Genomic DNA, 17,691 nt, shown 5'->3' on the forward strand with positions numbered 1-17,691 from the left:
TTAGTTTTCAAGCGTCTTCGATCCGCGCGTGCGGTTCTTGATGATCAGCATGATGTTGCGAAGGTAAATCACCGTCGCAAGCGACTGGCCGAGGATGATGATCGGCTCGCGCTTGGCGATGCCGTAAATCAGCGTCATCACGCCGCCGCCCATCGAGAAGAACCAGAACGCCATCGGCACCACGCTCTGCCCGGCGCGCTCGCTGGAAATCCACTGCACCAGAAACCGCGCGGTGAACAGCAATTGCGCGACAAGACCGAACGCCAGCCAGAAGTCGAACTTGGCGACGAACACATCGTAAATGTAGTCATGAAACGCCTGACCGAACTGGATCAGCATCAACGCACCTCGGTCGCGACCGGCTTCGACTTCTTGCGGCGGATCAACCACCAGACGCCGGCGAGATCCATCAAACCCACCCACAGCCGGTCGAAGAAACCATAGTTCGATACTCCGGAGCGGCGCGGACGATCGATCACATCCACGTAAACGATGTCGAATCCCTCGCGCCGGACCAGCGCGGGCAGGAAGCGATGCAACCCGTCGAAGTAAGGCAATGCCAGAAACACTTCGCGGCGGAATCCTTTCAACCCGCAGCCGGTGTCGCGAGTTCCATCTTTAAGGATGGCATTGCGCACGGCATTGGCGATGCGCGATTGCCACTTCTTGAACGCCGTATCCTGCCGTCCGACTCTTTGCCCGGCGGCGAGTCCGACGCGTCCTTCACCCTGCTCGATCGCGAGGATCAGCGCCGGGAGAAACGCGGGGTTGTTCTGTCCGTCGCCATCCAGCGTCACCACGATGTTGCCGCGCGCGGCCCGAACGCCGGTGCGCACGGCGGCCGACTGACCGGCGGATTTCTCATGGCGAATCTGGCGCAGATTGTTGCGCGCCTTCATGCGTTCCAGCAGCCGCTCGCCGGTCGCATCCGTCGAGCCGTCGTTGACATAGATGATCTCGTAGGACCACTGCTTGCCGAGCGCGGTGTCGATCTCGTCAATCAGCGGCCCGATGTTGTTTTCTTCGTTACGGACGGGAACAACGACCGAGACCGCCGGTCCGGCGTTATTTGTGGGAGACGATGCTTCGCTCATTGGTCCATCGATCTGTGATCTGACGCGGGTCTTTTACACGATGGCCCGCTACGTCCGGCGCCTTTTATGGGGCGTTCCGCCAGCGGGCAACCCCTTTCAGCCGCCCGCAGGGCCGTCCCGCGCCACCTTGATGGCTCCATCCGGGGCGATCGTGAAAATCAGGTGACGCGCGGCGAACCAGTAACGCACCGCCATCGCGCCGAGGATGCCGACCAGCGCCCCCGCCAGCACGTCACTCGGGTGATGCGCCAGCAGGACCAGCCGGGTCATCGCGATGATCGCCGCATAGGCCCAGATCGCGATCCGCCATTTCGGGGCAAGCGAGGCCAGCGCGAAAGCCAGCGCAAAGGCCGTGATCGCATGGCCCGAGGGAAAGCTCGCATAGGCCTCGGTCCATGCGAAATGGGAGTAATGGAACGCGTCCGCCGCGCCGCCGACGAACGGGCGTCCACGCCCGACGATGCCTTTCAGGACTTCACCGGCCTCGACCGGAACCAGAACCGCAAGAAAAAGAAAAGCGAGCCGCCGGGACAGTCCGATCATTCTGGTCCGCGCCACATTCTTCATGAAGGCGCTCGACAGGAACACAAGCAAGGTGCCGAGGCCGAGGACCGTCAGCACGTACACGGATTTGCCGAAATCGGTCATGATCCGGAACGGCCACAGCGAGGCCGTGCCACGCGGCGGCATCAGACGGATTTCCGGCGCATCGACTAGAGCCATCAGCGCAATAATGGCAATGCCGCCCAGCATCACCGTCCAGAGCCAGTGGCGTGCAAGCCTGCGGCGCGCATCGAAACGGCGCGAGTGCGCGGGTGGCTCGAACAGACGGGCCACGCCCCGGCCGGCCAGCATCAGGGTTTGTGAAAGCATGCTCATGGGGTGTCACACGACACGGCCACGTCATTCATCATCGATGTCCGACCTGAACACAGCGACGGAAACCTCGCGTCCTTGCGAGATGTTGTAGCCCTCGATCCGGGTCACGATGGCGTAATGCAGCCCGATCGCATCGGCGCGTTGCGCGAAGGCTCTCTCCTCGCGCCACTCCACCAGTGCGAAGCGGCAGCTTCCCTGTTGCAGGAAATCGGCGGCGCCGGAACCGTTGGTGAGCAAGGTCTGCGTGCCGACCATGAAAACGAGACTCGGCTCCTGATAACCGGCCGCCGCCGCGAGCGGCCCCTTGCACTCGACGCTGCGCAGCGCCTTGGCGATCTGCACGCTTGGAAACAGCGGCGTCAAGGCGGGCAGCACAATGCCGAACACGCAGGCGCTCAGTGCGAGCGAGGAAGCCACCGAATTAAGCAGCGAACGCTCGGCGTGAGCCTCGTCGTACATCCACCACGCGAACAGCCCGAACACCATGGCGGCGGCGGCGAACGGCCATGCGGCGAACACCGGCTGCTTCAGGACGGAGATGCCCAGCACGACGGCTGCGACTGAGGCAATGGCGGGAAACACGAACCACCATGCCGCGCCGCGCACGATCCAGGCCGAGCGCGACAGCGCATGACTTTGCAGCGCTCCGACGATCAGGATCGCGATCGCCGGATACATCGGCAGCACGTAATGCGGCAGCTTGGTGATGATGAGTTCAAACACGATCCATGACGGCACCAGCCAGGCCAGCAGGAACTGCGCGCCGGGTTCCCGCCGGGCGCGCCACACCGCCGGCGCGGCCACGCCCGCGAGCGTCGAACCGGGCCAGAACGTCACCCAGAACAGAACGAAATAAAGGCCGGGCGGTGCCCCATGCGACTCCTGAGGCGACGCCACCTTGCTCAGCATGTCGCCGCCGACCGAGTTGACGAAAAAGCTGTCGCCGGATTTCAGATAGATCGCGACGAACCACGGCAGGATCAGGAGCAGCATCCAGAGCACGCCGGGCACGGGATGCAGGCGCCGCAGCCATTGCACCGAGCGGTCGAGAAAGCCGAGCGCTGCGATGGTGAGGCCCGCGATCAGGAAAATCAGCGGCCCCTTGACCAGCACACTTGCGGCCATCGCGGTCCAGAAGATCGCGGGCAATGCCCACGCGCCCCGTTCGAATGCCTCGCCCCGCTGCCAGGACAGATAAACCCGCGCCAGCGCGCCCATCACCGTCGTCGTGGTCATGAGCAGCACCGCGTCGGTCGTCGCAAGCCGCGCCTCGATGCCGAGCATTACCGACGCACACATCAGAAGGCCCGCCAGCACGGCGCCCCGCCGGGTAACGAAAGCCAGCGCCGTCCAGTAGGTCAGCAGCACCGCCCCGATCGCGCCGAACAACGAAGGGACGCGATACAGCCAGATCCGGATTTCCGGACGTGGCAGGCCGAGCTTCTCGGCGGTCTTCACCACACCGGCCTGTAGCCAGTAGATTCCGACCGGTTTCTTGTAACGGACCTCGTCCTGAAAGCGGATATCGACCGGATCGCCGGTTTCCGCCATCTGCTTGGAGGCCTGCGCGAAACGGGCCTCGTCGCGGTCGATCGGCCCGATGTGAAACAAGCCAGGCAGAAAAAACAGAAACCCGCAGACGATCAGGAACGCGACCGAGCGGATGTGGCTCCCCGACACGGCATCGAGCAAAGCCGTCAGCCCCCGGCCCTCGTTTTCCGAGGCTGGAGGCCGGCCAAATCCGCGGCGCTGCACCATATCGATCATGAGTTTCGCATACGATGAAACCACTTAGCCGACAATTGGCCCGGCCGAGCCGCGTTGCACAAATGCCGCAAGTGTTGCCTTACGGTCCTCATCGCCGATGCTCTGCCCCCGTCACGGCGAGGCGGCTCATGTCACTTCAAAAATTTGTTGTTCGCCAAGTCGCCTTCACTCCGGTAACGAAGGCGGTCTTGCCGGTATCATGAGCCGCCAAAACGGCGAACGCCGGGCTCGAACCGTGAAGTAAGAGAGTACAGAACATGGATAAGGGCACCCGGAAGCGGTTACGCCGCCTTGGCATTTTTGCCGTCGTCATCCTCGCCGGGCTCTATTTCGTGCCCTATTTGCTGGTCTTCTATCTGATCTGCGGAGCGCTCGACGTCGCCCGCCATCACAAGATCACTTATGAACTCGTCGAAAAATACTTCATGGGCAATGGCATCCTGACCTGGCTGCTGTCGCCGCTGAATCTGCTGATCGATCTCTTTTCCCGGAAGAATATCGGCGTCTTCAAACTACAGGATATGCCGCCGGAGCATCGCGCCGAAATCGAGGCCTGCGTGGAGGCATTCCGCACCAACGGCGATCTCATCAAGCAGCGGGTGGCGGAAACGCTCGGCACCAGCAAGCGCGGCATGCTCACCTTCCGCTGGTTCAACAAGCCCCAGCCCAGCCTGATCCGGATTCCGGAGCTTGAACGCGAGCATCGCTTCATCAAGACCGTGGCGATTTCGGTCTTCAATACCCGCGAGCGCACGTCCTGGCATTTTGGCCCTCTGCGCCTGACCTTCCGCGTGTTGTGCAACCTCGACCCGATCAACAGCCGCGACGTGTACATTCGGGCCGACGACAAGATTCACTACTGGGTCGATGATCCGCTGTTTATCTTCGACGACACCTTCTTCCATTGCTCCATCAACGATGTGGATCAGGTGCGGTACTGCCTCTTCATGGATATCGTGCGCCCGAACCGCGCGCAGGGCATGTTCGACCGCGCCGTCGATATTGCCGCATTCATCTCCGGATCGCTGAAAACCATGTTCTACAAGAACTGGTCGTTCATCCGCTGATCGCGCAAGCCTCGCGCCATTTTCAAAGGGTTTGAGGCCGGGGCGGTCCGATAGCCTGATTTAAGGTTTTACAAGAAGATCGACCGATCTCTATTACGAATTGAAATCAATAGAGATTTCATCTCTGAAAACTGGCGATCCCGGCAGGATTCGAACCTGCAACCCGCGGAGTAGAAATCCGCTACTCTATCCAGTTGAGCTACGGGACCGTGCTGGTTTCATACCACCCGAGGACTGAACCGCCAGTAACCGCCACCCGGCTTTTGAACGATTTTTTGCCTGCGGATGGCTCTCCCTAACGCCAGGTCCGCTTCAAGCCGATCCGGCGAAAGCGGACGCCCGTGCCGTCGGGCAGCCGGGTCGCTTCATAGCCACCATCGCGGATCGCATTGCGTTGCGGCATCGCATCCTGCGGGTTGCGCTCTTTCTCCCACCAGCGGGCGCGCTGCGAACTGCGCGACAGGGCGAAGCCGAGAATGGACTCGATCTCCTCGAAGGACAGCACCAGTTCCGCCTCCGTGCGTTCCTTCAGGTAGTCGCGCAGCGCATCGTATTTGTCGGCCTCTATCACGTCGCTTCCATTCGCTCGAAAAACCGCTGCCTCGATTTCATTGGTGCACTGCGGTGAACGCATCATGCGCTCGCATGACGCCATCCACTAGAACCATACCAATGGCTGAATCAAAAGGGGTTCTCGCCGTGGACCTTCCTGCTAGACTGCATACAAAATAAAAAAGATCATATGCGTCAGCTCAGGGAGAGAAACATGCTTACACGCCGCCATCTTCTGGCTTCGGCATTGGCCGCCCCCGCCATCCTGCGATTCGGAACTGCCGAAGCCGCAACCACCTTGAAAATCTCTCACCAGTTTCCCGGCGGCACCATCGACAAGGGCGACTTCCGCGATCGTCTGGTGCGCAAATTCGCCGCCGAAATCTCCAAGCGCAGCGGCGGCGAACTTGCCGCCGAAGTCTATCCGAACTCCTCGCTCATGAAGACCAAGGCGCAGTTCTCCGCCATGCGCAAGGGCGCGCTCGACATGAGCCTGTTCCCGCTCCCCTACGCCGGCGGCGAAGTGCCGGAAACCAACATCGGCCTGATGCCGGGCCTCGTGGCGAACTACGATCAGGGACTCTCCTGGAAGAACAAGCCGGTCGGCAAGGCGCTGACGGATCTGCTCGCCGACAAGGGCATCGTGATCCTGACCTGGGTCTGGCAGGCAGGCGGCGTCGCCAGCCGCTCCCGTCCGCTGATCGCGCCGGAAGACGCCAAGGGCCTGAAGGTTCGCGGCGGCTCGCGCGAAATGGACATGGTGCTGCAAAAGGCCGGTGCGGCGGTGCTGTCGCTGCCGTCGAATGAAATCTATGCCGCGATGCAGACCGGCGCCTGCGATGCGGGCATCACCTCGTCGACCAGCCTGATCTCCTTCCGTCTGGAAGAAGTGTCCAAGTCGCTGACCTCGGGCGCGGGCCAGTCCTACTGGTTCATGCTTGAGCCGCTTCTGATGTCCAAGGATGTCTTCGACAAATTGCCGAAGAAGCATCAGGACATCCTCACTTCCGTCGGCACGGAAATGGAGGCCTTCGGCCGTCAGGGCGCGCAGGACGACGACAAGGGAGTCGCCAAGGTCTACGAAAAAGCCGGCGCGAAGGTCAGCGAGCTGGATGCCGCGACTGTCGGCAAATGGCGGGATATCGCGCGCGATACGGCGTGGAAGGATTACTCCGCCCGTAGCGCGAACTGCGCCAACTTGATGAAGCTCGCCGCTGACGTGACCTGATGCATTCATCCCTCGAGACGGCGGCGCCCGAGAGCGCCGCCGCCCTGCCACCCCCGCTGGCGGCGGTCGATCGGGCTTTGCAGGTTGTCAACCGGATCATCATGATCGTTTCGGCGATCGCGATGATCCTGGCGTGCTTCATCCTGAGCTACAGCGTCATCAGCCGCAGCTTCTTCGAGGCCGCGACCTACTGGCAGGACGAGGCTTCGGTCTTTCTGCTGGTCGGCGCGACCTTCCTCACGGCCGCCTATGTGCAGCACGATCGCGGCCACATCGGCATCGAGGCGTTCATCGAACTGCTGTCGCCTCGCGCCAACCGCATCCGTCTCATTCTGGTAGATATCGGAAGTTTCCTGTTCTGCGCGTTCTTCGCATGGAAATCATGGACCCTGACGCATGAAGCGTATGTCGATGGACAGATCACGGACTCCATCTGGGCGCCGCCGCTGGCGATTCCCTATTCGCTGATGGCTGTGGGCATGACGCTCCTGTGTGTGCAAATCCTGGTGCAAATTCTGTCCGAACTCTGCGGAAGAAATCGTTCATGACCGTCGTCGGAATCGGAATTTCCTACGGAATCGTCACCCTCATCATCATGTTTTCCGGCATGCCGATCGCATTCGCGCTCGGCGCGGTGTCCCTGATCTTCATGGGCATCTACATGCCGACCTCGTCACTCGATACGGTGACGCAGAACGTCTATGAGGAAATGGCCTCCATCACGCTGCTCTCGATTCCCCTTTTCATCCTGAAGGGCGCGGCGATCGGCAAATCCAAGGCCGGGCAGGATCTCTACCTCGCGCTGCATGCGTGGCTGCATCGTATTCCCGGCGGCCTTGGCATCGCCAACGTGTTCGCCTGCGCCCTGTTCGCGGCCATGGCAGGCTCCTCTCCCGCGACCTGTTCGGCGATCGGCTCGGCCGGAATTCCCGAAATGCGCAAGCGCGGCTATTCCGGCAGCTTCGCGGCCGGCATCATCGCCGCAGGCGGCACGCTCGGAATCCTGCTGCCGCCCTCGATCACCATGATCCTGTTCGCGGTCGCCGCCGAGCAATCGCTCGGCCGGCTGTTCCTCGCCGCGATCGGGCCGGGCATGCTGCTTGTGTTCCTGTTCGCGGCTTACGCGATGGTCCGCTTCCGCAAGGAATTCCGGCTTGCCAAGGCGGCCTACGAGGCGGACGGCACGACCTCGCCGATCCTTGCCGACGACAATTACACCATGGCGGAGCGCTTCAAGATCCTGCCGCGCGTGCTGCCCTTCGTGATCCTGCTGACCGGCGTGATGATCGCGCTTTACGGCGGTTATGCCACGCCCTCGGAAACCGCCGGCCTTGGCGGGTTGCTCGCGCTGTTCCTGATCGCATCGATCTATGGCGTGTGGAAGCCGACAGACCTCGCCCCGATCCTGCGCTCGACGATCCGTGAATCAACCATGCTGATGCTGATCATCGGCATGTCGCTATTCTATTCCTACGTGATGAGCTATCTGCACATTTCGCAATCGGCGGCGGAAGGCATCGTCCATCTCAATCTGCCGAAATACGCACTGCTTGCGGCGATCCTGCTGATGGTCATCGTGCTTGGCTTCTTCCTGCCTCCGGTCTCGATCATCCTGATGACCGCGCCGATCATTCTGCCGCCGCTGCGTGCGGCGAATTTCGACATCATCTGGTTCGGCGTCATCATGACGATCGTCATGGAGATGGGGCTGATACACCCGCCGGTGGGATTGAATATCTTCGTGATACGAAACGTGGCGCCGGATTTGACGTTGAGCGAGATCATCTGGGGCACGCTGCCCTTCGTGATCCTGATGATGGTTGCCGTCATCATCATGTGCTTCGTGCCGCAGATCGCGACCGCCATTCCCGACTTCTTCATGGGACCGGAAATCGGCCGCTGACGGTGAATTCAGCACAAGTAAAAACCGCGCGAGCCAGGCTCGCGCGGTTTTTTGATCCCGGAATTCGTCTGAACTCAGTGCGTCCAGGGCTCGCTGCGGCGGAACGCGAAGTTATCCGCGTAAGCGACCTGGCGGCGGATCGATTCCTTCGGCTCCTGCACCTGATAGGCGATCCCGTTGGCCTCGCAATACGCCACGGCTTCCTCGCGGGTGTGGAAATGCAGGGTCACCTGCTGCTTCATGTCGCCCGAACTGGTCCAGCCCATCAGCGGTTCGACCACGCGCGGCTTTTCGGGTTCGTAATCGAGCTGCCATTCCTTGGTCTTGGCCTTGCCGGACTGCATGGCGTTCTTGGCGGGCTTGAAGATACGGGCTGTCATGTCGCGGGCCTTGAGGATCGAAAAATCACATGAGCTTGTTCGCGGACGTGTTCCGTGAATGGCTCAAGCTCCTATATAACCGCACTCCGTTCGCGTCACAATCCGCGCCCTGCCTCACCCGGCCGGGTGTTTCCCGCCTCTACCTCGCCTTTATCCGGCTTCGAGACGGAATTTTTGATGAACCTCAAGGCAACCCTTTCCAAAGGCCGCGACCTGCGACTCGACCTGTTCCGCGGCGTCGCCAACTGGGCTATTTTCCTCGACCACATCCCCAACAACGCCGTGAACTGGATCACCACGCGGAATTACGGATTCAGCGACGCGGCCGACCTGTTCGTCTTTATCTCGGGCTACACCGCCGCCTTCGTCTACGCGCGGATGATGATCCAGCGCGGCTTCATCGTCGGCGTGACGCGGCTGTTCAAGCGAGTCTGGCAACTCTACGTCGCGCATGTCCTGCTGTTCGTGATCTACGTCGCCGCCATCGGCTGGGTGGCGCTGCGCTACAGCGATCCCCAGATCGTCAACGAGTTCAACATCGCGGGGCTGGTCGACAGCCCGATCCAGACCATTTCCCAAGGCCTGCTGCTGCGCTTCAAGCCGCTCAACCTCGACGTGTTGCCGCTCTACATCGTGCTGATGGCCTGTTTCGGTCCGGTGCTGTGGCTGTTGCTGCGCAAGCCCAACCTCACCATGGCGGCCTCGATCGCGCTTTATCTCGCGGCCCGGCATTTCGGCTGGAATTTGCCGGGTTACCCGGGCGGCGTCTGGTACTTCAACCCGTTCTGCTGGCAGGTGCTGTTCGTGCTCGGCGCATGGGTGGCGGTGGCCGGAATCCGCGAGGTCCGGGTCGCGATCCGCCTGCGCCCCCTGCTGTGGCTGGCCGCGCTCTATCTCGTTTTTGCGTTCCTGATGACGCTGGCCGGGCGTTTTCCGGATTTCGGCGCACTGTTTCCCGCCTGGCTCGTGGAGAGCTTCAATCCGAACGACAAGACCAACCTCGCGCCCTATCGCTTCCTGCATTTCATAGCGCTGGCTTTTCTCGTCACGCGCTTCGTCCGCAAGGACTGGCCGGGCCTTCAGTGGAAGATCTTCGATCCGCTGATCAAATGCGGCCAGCAATCGTTGCAGGTGTTCTGCGTCGGCGTCTTCCTGTCCTTCGCTGCGCATTTCGTCCTGATGATGAGCTACGGCACGCTCTGGAGCCAGATCGGCGTCAGCCTTGCCGGCCTCGCGATCATGACCGCCGTCGCCTATTACGGAAACTGGTCTAAGCGGCAGGACAAGCTGCCCGCACCGCCGCCGGCCCCTCCGAAAAATTGATGGATGGATCGCGCGGCGCTATAGGAATTGGAGTTGGGAGATATCCGATGCGCAGGCAATCGTCGCGGATGATGGGTGGACCGGGCGGACGGCCGTGGCTTGCCTGCCTGTTCGCGGCGGCGATCACAGCCTGCCTGCCGCAATGGGCAAACGCACAAAGCGCCACGGTCCAGCGCACCGCCAAGGGTGCAAGCGGCAAGGACATCCGGATCGGCGTCTACATCAACGTGCTGGCGAATTGCAGTTCCGGCCCTCTGCCTGCGATTCAGATGGTCGTGCCCCCCGAAAATGGCTCCGCAACGGTCAAGCGCGCGAAAGTCTCCCTGACCAATTACAAGAATTGCATGGCGCTAGAGGTGCCCGCCTTCATTGGCATCTACCGCTCCAAACCGGACTTCGCCGGCAGCGATCATCTAACCCTAGTCGTGTCCTATCCCAACGGCCGCACCGAAACGCAGCGGATCACCATCACGGTCGGCACGGGGCAGAATCACGGCCGGGAAATCTAGGACAGGGTTGTCAGCATCGCCCTCTACAACCGAATAGTTCCTGGCTGTAACCCCCAAACAACAATTTGGAATTTCGTTCTGAGAATTATTTTTTCTATTGTATGGAGATAATCCTGTTTCTTATATTTGATTCCGACATACATAGAATAATATTCTAAAAAAGATGTGAAATGTGAGCATAATTTACTGCACGACGCCTATTGCCTTACATAAATTATTGATACCAAACGATATTTTAAAACATGGCAATTTTGCGCTGAAGTTTCACAATCGCGCCATTGTCTGGAATCCTGCTCCAAGTTAATGTCCCGTTACTGGGGACAAATTTCATGAAGTTTATTTTATCCGCATCATTGCTTGCGTTGTCGTTTGGCGTGTCTTCGGTTCACGCTGAACCGTTTTCGATCAACGATGCTCTGAAACAGGCGATCCAGACCAATCCAGGCGTCGGTGAGGCGTCGGCTAACCGACGCGCGACCGAAAGCGAGTTGCGGCAGACGCAAGGCACGCTGCTGCCGCAGGTGCGTTTGGAAGCCAATGCAGGCCCCGAACGCTTCACCCAGAATATCGCCCTTCCTCCGGCAGGCAGCGGCACGACGATGCATGGCCGCTACGCCTCCGTTGTTGTCCGTCAGTTGCTGTTCGATGGATTCGCCTCGATCAATGATGTTTGGCGTCAGACCGCGCGCGTAAACGCTTCCGCCTTCCGCGTCCGGGAACGCACCGAACTGATCGCGCTCGATGCGGCGGAAGCCTATATCGATGTCGTCCGTTATACGCGTCTTGTCGAACTCGCGCGCCAGAACGTGGCCAACCACGAGGCGATCTTCAACAACGTCGAGTCCCGCTACAAAGGCGGCCGCTCCGGCGAAGGCGATTTGCAGCAGGCGCTGGAACGTGTCGAAGCAGCGAAAGCCGCGATGTCCGAGTTTGAACGCAGCCTTGAGGATGCCCGTGCGAAGTATCGCAAGGTCGTCGGCGTCGAGCCCTACAATCTGCGCTTCCCCAGCACGCTGAGGGGCATGCCAGCCAGCAAGGACGCCTCGCTTGCGGTCGCAATCCACCGCAATGCGACGCTTCAGGCCTCTCAGGCCGATACCGATGCGGCACGCCATGCCTTCCATGCGACCGCCGGTTCGTTCGTGCCGACCGTTTCGCTTGAGGGTCGCGCCTCGCGCGGCATCGATTCCGACACCTATATCGGCCGCCGGGACGACGTATCCGGCAAGGTCGTGATGTCATGGGACATCTTCCGCGGCGGCCAGGACACCTGGCGGCGCACGGAAATGGCCGAGCGCTACAACCAGCAGAACATGGCCCACGCCAGGCTCCAGCGTGATGCGCTGGAATCGATCGACAAGGCATGGTCCGCGCGCACGATCACCGTGAGCCGCATCGGCGCCCTCACCCGTCAGCTTGCCGCCGACCGCAAGGCGATCGACGCCTACCGCAAGGAATATGAACTCGGCCAGCGCTCGCTGATCGACCTTCTCAATGCCGAGAACCAGTACTTCAACGCAGCCGTTTCGCTGACCTCGGCGCGCGGTGTCATCGTGTTCGCCGACTATCAGTTGCTGGCCGCGATGGGCACCCTCCTCATTATCTGAAGGCGCCGCCGCCGGTCGAAGCCGCTCCGCTCGATCAGGTCGCGTTCGGGCCGTTCCCGACCAAGATCGCGCCGTTCGTATGGAACCTGCCGTCCACGGGGTCGAACCCGCTCAATGTCGCGGGCACCCCTTCCGCGATTCCGTATACCCCGGCTGCCGGCGCTATCGTGAACTCCGGGGACCGCTGGCAGGTCTGGTCGCCCACACCGACCATCCAGAACGGCCACAATCCCGCATGGCTTGAGCAGAGCCGTTCCCCGAGGCCGGTCGATCTGCGCTCCTCGAACCAGACCGCCGGTGATGGCAGTGCACTGTCCTTCGCGGCAGCCGAGTTCACGGGAAGCAGTTCCTCGGTGCCGGCGTGGTTCAATGCGGCCGCCCGAGGCGTTAAGACTAACCCCTAAAAGGCAGGTCCTATTAACCCGCCCAGTCCGCTGAAAGGCTAAAAATAGCCTGAATATTAGTGCGGATCGGTCGGGTCGCGGTCCGCAGGGCTCGGGATTTTCCGGGCTCGAATCTTGAGGCCGGAAGTACGGCGATCGATTATGATCGTCAGCCGCTGGCCGGAGGGTCGGCCAAAGGACCAGGACCGTGAATCTTCAGGCGCGTGCAGCGTTTCCTTCCGGGCAGCCGATCGGCTCGCCGTTGCCGGATGCTGCGCCTGTGGCGGATGCGAAGCCTGAACACGATTTCTTTTCCGACGCTCTCCTGTTTGTCGCCGCCCATCACGGCCGCGCAATCACGCGTGATGCGCTGCTGTCCGGTCTGCCGGTCGAAAACGACCAGCTGACCCCCAACCTGTTCTCGCGCGCCGCTACCCGTGCCGGGCTTGAAGTCGAAGCCACCAAGCGCGATCTCGCCGACATCCCGTCGCTCGTCCTGCCCGCGGTTTTGATCTTCCATGATCGCAGCACGCGCATCCTGATGGCGACCGATGGCGAGACGGTCGAGATCATCAATCCCTCGACCCGCAAGCGCGAACGACTCCTGATCCAGGAAATGGAGCGGGATTATCTCGGCTACGCCTTCCTGCTGCGGCCCGTCGCCATGACCACGGATCGCGTCGCGGCCGCGGGTGGCATACCGGGCAAGCACTGGTTCTGGTCGGTGGTCCAGCGCTTCGGCGCCAACTACCGCCACGTCGCGATCGCCGCCCTGATCGTCAACATGCTGGCGCTCGGAGCGCCGCTGTTCGTGATGAACGTCTACGACCGCGTGGTGCCGAACGGCGCCATTCCCTCGCTGATCGCGCTGGCGATCGGACTTGGTCTGGCGATTGTGTTCGATTTCATCCTGCGCACCGTGCGCGCCCGCATCATCGACGTCACCGGCAAGAAGATCGACGTGGTGCTGGCGGCCGAGATCTTCGAACACATTCTCTCGATCAAGATGGCGCAACGGCCGCAATCGGTCGGCATCCTCGCCAACCAGATGCGCGATTTCGATTCCGTGCGCGACTTCTTCACCTCCGGCACCGTGGTGTCGGCAACCGATCTTCTGTTCGCGCTGATCTTCATCGCCGTGCTGTTCATCATCGCAGGCCCGCTCGCCTGGATTCCCCTCGCCATGCTGCCGATCATGATCCTGGTCGGCGTGATCCTGCAACGCCCGCTCAACGACGCGGTCAACCGCTTGCAGGCCGAATCCAGCGCACGTCATGGCGTGCTGGTCGAAAGCCTCTCCTATATCGAGACGGTCCGCGCTTCCGGCGCCGAAGCCAAGATGCAGAACGCCTGGGAGCGTTCGGTCGCGGCGACCGCGCGCTCGGGCGAGGACGTGCACTTCTGGTCGACCCTGTCGCTGACCGCCGCGAGTACCGCGCAGCAGCTCACCAGCATGATGATGATCGTCGTCGGCGTGTTCCTCATTCTCGACGGCAAGCTGTCAATGGGCGCGCTGATCGCATCCAACATGCTGGCCGGGCGCGTGCTCGCGCCGATCGCCGGCATCGCCGCCGTCATCACCCGCGCGACGCAGACGATCGTCGCCATGCGTTCGATCGACAAGCTGATGACGCTGGAACGGGAGCGCCCGGTGGGCCGCACCTATATCGCCCGCGAGGTGAAGGGAGAGTCCATCACCTTCGACAACGTCCGCTTCAAATATCCCAATGCGTCCGTCAATGCGCTGGACGGCGTCTCCTTCAAGATCAACCCGGGCGAGCGTGTCGGCATTATCGGGCGGATCGGCTCGGGCAAGACCACGGTCGGCCGGCTGATCTCGGGTTTCTATCAACCCGATGAAGGCCGCGTGCTGGTCGATGGCGTCGATCTGCGGCAGTTCGATCCGGCGGATCTGCGCCGCGGCGTCGGCTTTGTGCTGCAAGACACCGATCTGTTCTTCGGCAAGCTGCGCGACAACATCGCGCTCGGTTATCCGGCTGCGACCGATGCCGAAATTCTCGAGGCGGCTCGCCTTGCCGGTGTCGAGCAGTTCGCGGCCCATCATCCGCTCGGTTACGATCTGCCGATCGCGGAAGGCGGCCGCAGCCTGTCCGGCGGGCAAAAGCAGGCGATCGGCCTTGCGCGCGCGCTGATCCGCAAGCCGCAGGTGCTGTTCCTCGATGAGCCGACCGCGCATTTCGACACGCGCAGCGAAGCGGAATTCCTTGAGCGTCTGAAGGCCCTGAAGGAAAAGGACATGACGGTCATCGTCTCCACCCATCGCCTGTCGCTGCTTGCGCTGGTCGATCGCCTTCTGGTGTTCGAACAGGGCAAGCTCATCGCCGACGGTCCGCGAGATCTGGTGATCGCACGGCTACAGAACACGGCGGCCGCGCAAGGCGCAAAACCCAATACCAGGCCCCAGACGGCTCCCCATGCGAAGCTCTGATTTCTCCTTCGCCAATGACGTGCGGGCCGCTGCCGAGCTGAAGACGCCCCGCGCCTCGCTGATCCTGCTGGGAACGACCATTGCCCTGATGGTCGTCGGCATCATCTGGGCGCATTTTGCCATCCTCGATGAAGTCAAACGCGGCAATGCCAAGGTCATCCCCTCGCGGCAATTGCAGGTGGTGCAAAGCCTGGAAGGCGGCATCGTTCAGGAAATCCTGGTGCAGGAAGGCGATATCGTCAAACAGGGCCAGGTGTTGATGCGGATCGACGACACCAAATTCCTGGCCGATCTTGGTGAAGTCCGCGAACGTCGCTTCGCCAACGCCGCGCGCGTCGCGCGCCTCGAAGCCGAAGTCAAAGGACTGCCTAAACCGGTATTTCCGGACCGACTGGCGGAGCGCTCGCCTCAGGCCGTGCAGACCGAACAGAATGTGTTCGACGCGCGCGCCAAAAAACTCGCGCAGGATGTCGATGTGCTGACCCAGCAGGCGACGCGGCTGTCGGATTCACTGAAGCTCCTCAGCCGTGAAGTCCAGCTGACGCAAAACCTCTACGCGCAGAAGGTGGTGCCCGAGATCGAGATGCTGCGCCTCCAGCGGCAGGAGGCCGACATGCGCGGCCAACTCGCGGAAACGCAGGCGCGCATTTCCACTGCCGAGGCCACCTTCCGTTCGCAGGCCGAGGAAGATCTCGCGAAATCCCGCGCCGATCTCGCCGTGCTCGAGGAAACCACCAAGTCGGCGCAGGACCGCGTGCGCCGCGCCGACCTGAAATCGCCGGTCAACGGCATCATCAACAAGCTCAACGTCACGACGGTCGGCGCCGTGGTGCAGCCCGGCGCCAATCTGATGGATATCGTGCCGCTGGATGACTCGCTGCTTGTCGAGGGCCGCATCCGCCCGCAGGACATCGCCTTCATTCGCCCGCAGCAGAATGCCGTGGTGAAGATCACCGCCTATGACTCGTCGGTTTACGGTTCGCTGAAAGGCAAGGTCGAGCGCATCAGCGCCGACTCCATTGTCGATGACAAGTCTGAGCAGCGAGGCGAGAAAGGCGAGAGCTTCTATCGCGTGATCGTCCGCACCGAGAAGAACCACCTCGGCACGGCGGAGCACCCTCTTCCCATCATTCCCGGCATGGTGGCGACCGTGGAAGTACAGACCGGGGAGAAGTCGGTGCTCGATTACATGATGAAGCCCGCCCGCATGCTGCGCGACGAGGCGTTGCGCGAGCATTGACGCGGCCGCCTATTCGAGGCGGCTGCGTATCGTTAACGTTTTATGGATTTGGTTTGATCAAATCCGAACTTTTCCAAAAAGCCTCGATTGACCGCGCTTTTGACAATAGTTCCCCGCCTTGGGTGCATTTAACTCTCGCGAAGCGGCACGCCCCTAACACTGGTCCCGATAACAGAAGGGACGAAGTACGGCGCGAAGACGCTGGCTGACGGTCCCGCAATACGGGACGTCAACAATGTCGCCTGTCTCAAGGGTGTCCAAACCATTCGCCGCCGGCGTTGCCGCGCTGAGCGGCATGTTGCTGCTGACCGCGACAGCCACGAACGTCTCGGCGCGTGCGCGCGGCAGCGTGCAGGCCGGCGACCACGTGCTGCGCTTCGATGACGCGCCGGTGGCACCGCCGCAGGCGAAGTTCTTCACCATCAACGGCGTGCTGGCCAAGCTCGACGCCGCCAAGCGCGGCACTGGCCCGAGTGCCGCGCCCGGCAACGATGTCGAACTGGCCTCGCTGACGCCGACCGGCATTGTCACCGATACGCCTTCCGTCCAGATCACCCCAGTGAACGGCCCCGAGCCGTTCGGTCTGTTCGCGTTCCGCGCGCCGGAAGGTGCGCTGTGGAGCAAGTGGCGCGGGCTTGAAGCCGACATGGCGAAGGATGCGGAAAGCCTGCACCGCTGTCAGAACGATACCGGCTCCTGCTCGCCCGCCGCCGCGCAGTTCGCGCGTCTCGTCGCCTCGGCAAAGGCGAAAAGCGGCCGCGCTCAACTCGAGGACATCAACCAGAACGTCAACCTCGCCATCCGCTACGTCAGCGACAGCATGCAGTACGGCGTCGCAGACCGCTGGAGTTCGGCGCTCTCCTCTTTCGCGACCGGCCAGGGTGACTGCGAGGATTACGCCATCGCCAAATATGCCGCGCTGAGCGAGGCGGGATTTGCCGCCGAGGACCTGCGTCTCGTGCTGGTGCGGGACCGCGCCGTGCGCGAGGATCATGCGGTGCTCGCCGTGCACCATGAGGGCAAGTGGCTGATCATGGACAACCGCAGCGCACTGTTGCGCGAGGACAACCAGATCTCGTCCTTCACGCCGCTGTTCGCCATCAACTATCGCGGCGTGCAACTGTTCGCCACGCCTTATGCGAAACGCGACACGCTCGACGGCCAGACCGACACCGCACCCGCAACCGACGCGCTCGGCGCCGCCGAGTGGACCGGCGCCGAGGCCAGCACCTCGCCCGCAAATGGCGCGATCGGAGAGCTGCCGCTGCTGATGTGAGTAATTTAGCAACGAGCCAGCGTGAATAACGAAC

General features: G+C 61.8%; 15 protein-coding genes, 1 tRNA gene and 1 pseudogene. 10 read left to right on the forward strand and 7 right to left on the reverse strand.

Translation table 11 applies throughout. The annotated features are described in order from the left end of the window. The 4 genes from AFIC_RS08910 to AFIC_RS08925 form a co-directional block, all read right to left on the reverse strand. The gene (locus tag AFIC_RS08910) at positions 1 to 339 is read right to left on the reverse strand and encodes a lipid-A-disaccharide synthase N-terminal domain-containing protein (protein WP_275245893.1); all 339 of its coding nucleotides are present in this window, start codon (positions 337 to 339) and stop codon (positions 1 to 3) included. After that, positions 339 to 1,094, reverse strand: coding sequence for a glycosyltransferase family 2 protein (locus AFIC_RS08915; RefSeq protein WP_275245894.1), 756 nt, complete (start codon positions 1,092 to 1,094; stop codon positions 339 to 341). The genes AFIC_RS08910 and AFIC_RS08915 overlap by 1 nt, the downstream gene beginning before the upstream one ends. A 96-nt stretch (positions 1,095 to 1,190) precedes the next feature. After that, positions 1,191 to 1,973: a phosphatase PAP2 family protein gene (locus AFIC_RS08920; protein ID WP_275245895.1), complete on the reverse strand. Its 783-nt coding sequence runs from the start codon at positions 1,971 to 1,973 to the stop codon at positions 1,191 to 1,193. 24 nt (positions 1,974 to 1,997) lie between these two features. Next, positions 1,998 to 3,740: an ArnT family glycosyltransferase gene (locus AFIC_RS08925; RefSeq protein ID WP_275245896.1), complete on the reverse strand. Its 1,743-nt coding sequence runs from the start codon at positions 3,738 to 3,740 to the stop codon at positions 1,998 to 2,000. A gap of 257 nt (positions 3,741 to 3,997) precedes the next feature. Between AFIC_RS08925 and AFIC_RS08930 the strand changes: the two genes are divergently transcribed. Then, positions 3,998 to 4,807: an aspartyl/asparaginyl beta-hydroxylase domain-containing protein gene (locus tag AFIC_RS08930; protein WP_275245897.1), complete on the forward strand. Its 810-nt coding sequence runs from the start codon at positions 3,998 to 4,000 to the stop codon at positions 4,805 to 4,807. A 132-nt stretch (positions 4,808 to 4,939) separates the two neighbouring features. On the opposite strand, the gene AFIC_RS08935 is transcribed toward AFIC_RS08930, so the two are convergent. Then, a tRNA-Arg gene (locus AFIC_RS08935) sits at positions 4,940 to 5,016 on the reverse strand. Between the two features lie 86 nt (positions 5,017 to 5,102). Then, positions 5,103 to 5,378 (reverse strand): DUF7662 domain-containing protein, encoded by a 276-nt coding sequence (locus tag AFIC_RS08940; protein WP_275248677.1) that lies wholly within the window; start codon positions 5,376 to 5,378, stop codon positions 5,103 to 5,105. 195 nt (positions 5,379 to 5,573) lie between these two features. Here AFIC_RS08940 and dctP point away from each other — a divergent pair, with 195 nt between their 5' ends. Genes dctP through AFIC_RS08955 form a run of 3 tightly spaced genes read left to right on the forward strand, consistent with a single transcriptional unit; the run spans position 5,574 to position 8,490 of the window. Continuing rightward, on the forward strand, positions 5,574 to 6,587 hold the full coding sequence (dctP, locus tag AFIC_RS08945; RefSeq protein ID WP_275245898.1) for a TRAP transporter substrate-binding protein DctP: 1,014 nt from the start codon (positions 5,574 to 5,576) through the stop codon (positions 6,585 to 6,587). Then, entirely contained in the window at positions 6,587 to 7,135 is a 549-nt protein-coding gene (locus AFIC_RS08950) for a TRAP transporter small permease (protein WP_275245899.1), read from the forward strand. Before dctP ends, AFIC_RS08950 begins: the two co-directional genes overlap by 1 nt. Next, complete coding sequence (locus AFIC_RS08955) at positions 7,132 to 8,490, forward strand: TRAP transporter large permease (RefSeq protein ID WP_275245900.1); 1,359 nt, start codon at positions 7,132 to 7,134, stop codon at positions 8,488 to 8,490. The genes AFIC_RS08950 and AFIC_RS08955 overlap by 4 nt, the downstream gene beginning before the upstream one ends. A gap of 74 nt (positions 8,491 to 8,564) precedes the next feature. Here the strand turns inward: AFIC_RS08955 and AFIC_RS08960 are convergent, their stop codons facing one another. After that, positions 8,565 to 8,870: an ETC complex I subunit gene (locus AFIC_RS08960; RefSeq protein WP_275245901.1), complete on the reverse strand. Its 306-nt coding sequence runs from the start codon at positions 8,868 to 8,870 to the stop codon at positions 8,565 to 8,567. A gap of 177 nt (positions 8,871 to 9,047) precedes the next feature. Between AFIC_RS08960 and AFIC_RS08965 the strand changes: the two genes are divergently transcribed. From AFIC_RS08965 to AFIC_RS08990, 6 genes and pseudogenes are all read left to right on the forward strand, one after another. Beyond that, entirely contained in the window at positions 9,048 to 10,193 is a 1,146-nt protein-coding gene (locus AFIC_RS08965) for an OpgC domain-containing protein (RefSeq protein WP_275245902.1), read from the forward strand. Positions 10,194 to 10,240: 47 nt separating this feature from the next. Further along, positions 10,241 to 10,702 (forward strand): hypothetical protein, encoded by a 462-nt coding sequence (locus tag AFIC_RS08970; protein WP_275245903.1) that lies wholly within the window; start codon positions 10,241 to 10,243, stop codon positions 10,700 to 10,702. Between the two features lie 329 nt (positions 10,703 to 11,031). Further along, positions 11,032 to 12,713: pseudogene (locus AFIC_RS08975) on the forward strand (TolC family outer membrane protein). A gap of 187 nt (positions 12,714 to 12,900) precedes the next feature. Next, positions 12,901 to 15,141, forward strand: a complete 2,241-nt coding sequence (locus AFIC_RS08980; protein WP_275245904.1) for a type I secretion system permease/ATPase — start codon at positions 12,901 to 12,903, stop codon at positions 15,139 to 15,141. Beyond that, a complete protein-coding gene (locus AFIC_RS08985; protein ID WP_275245905.1) occupies positions 15,128 to 16,381 on the forward strand; it encodes an HlyD family type I secretion periplasmic adaptor subunit in 1,254 nt (417 codons plus the stop codon). The genes AFIC_RS08980 and AFIC_RS08985 overlap by 14 nt, the downstream gene beginning before the upstream one ends. Before the next feature lie 235 nt (positions 16,382 to 16,616). Continuing rightward, on the forward strand, positions 16,617 to 17,657 hold the full coding sequence (locus tag AFIC_RS08990) for a transglutaminase-like cysteine peptidase (protein ID WP_275245906.1): 1,041 nt from the start codon (positions 16,617 to 16,619) through the stop codon (positions 17,655 to 17,657). Positions 17,658 to 17,691 lie beyond the last annotated feature (34 nt).

Origin of the sequence: [Pseudomonas] carboxydohydrogena, from assembly GCF_029030725.1 — a bacterium.
In the GTDB taxonomy this organism is placed as follows: domain Bacteria; phylum Pseudomonadota; class Alphaproteobacteria; order Rhizobiales; family Xanthobacteraceae; genus Afipia; species Afipia carboxydohydrogena.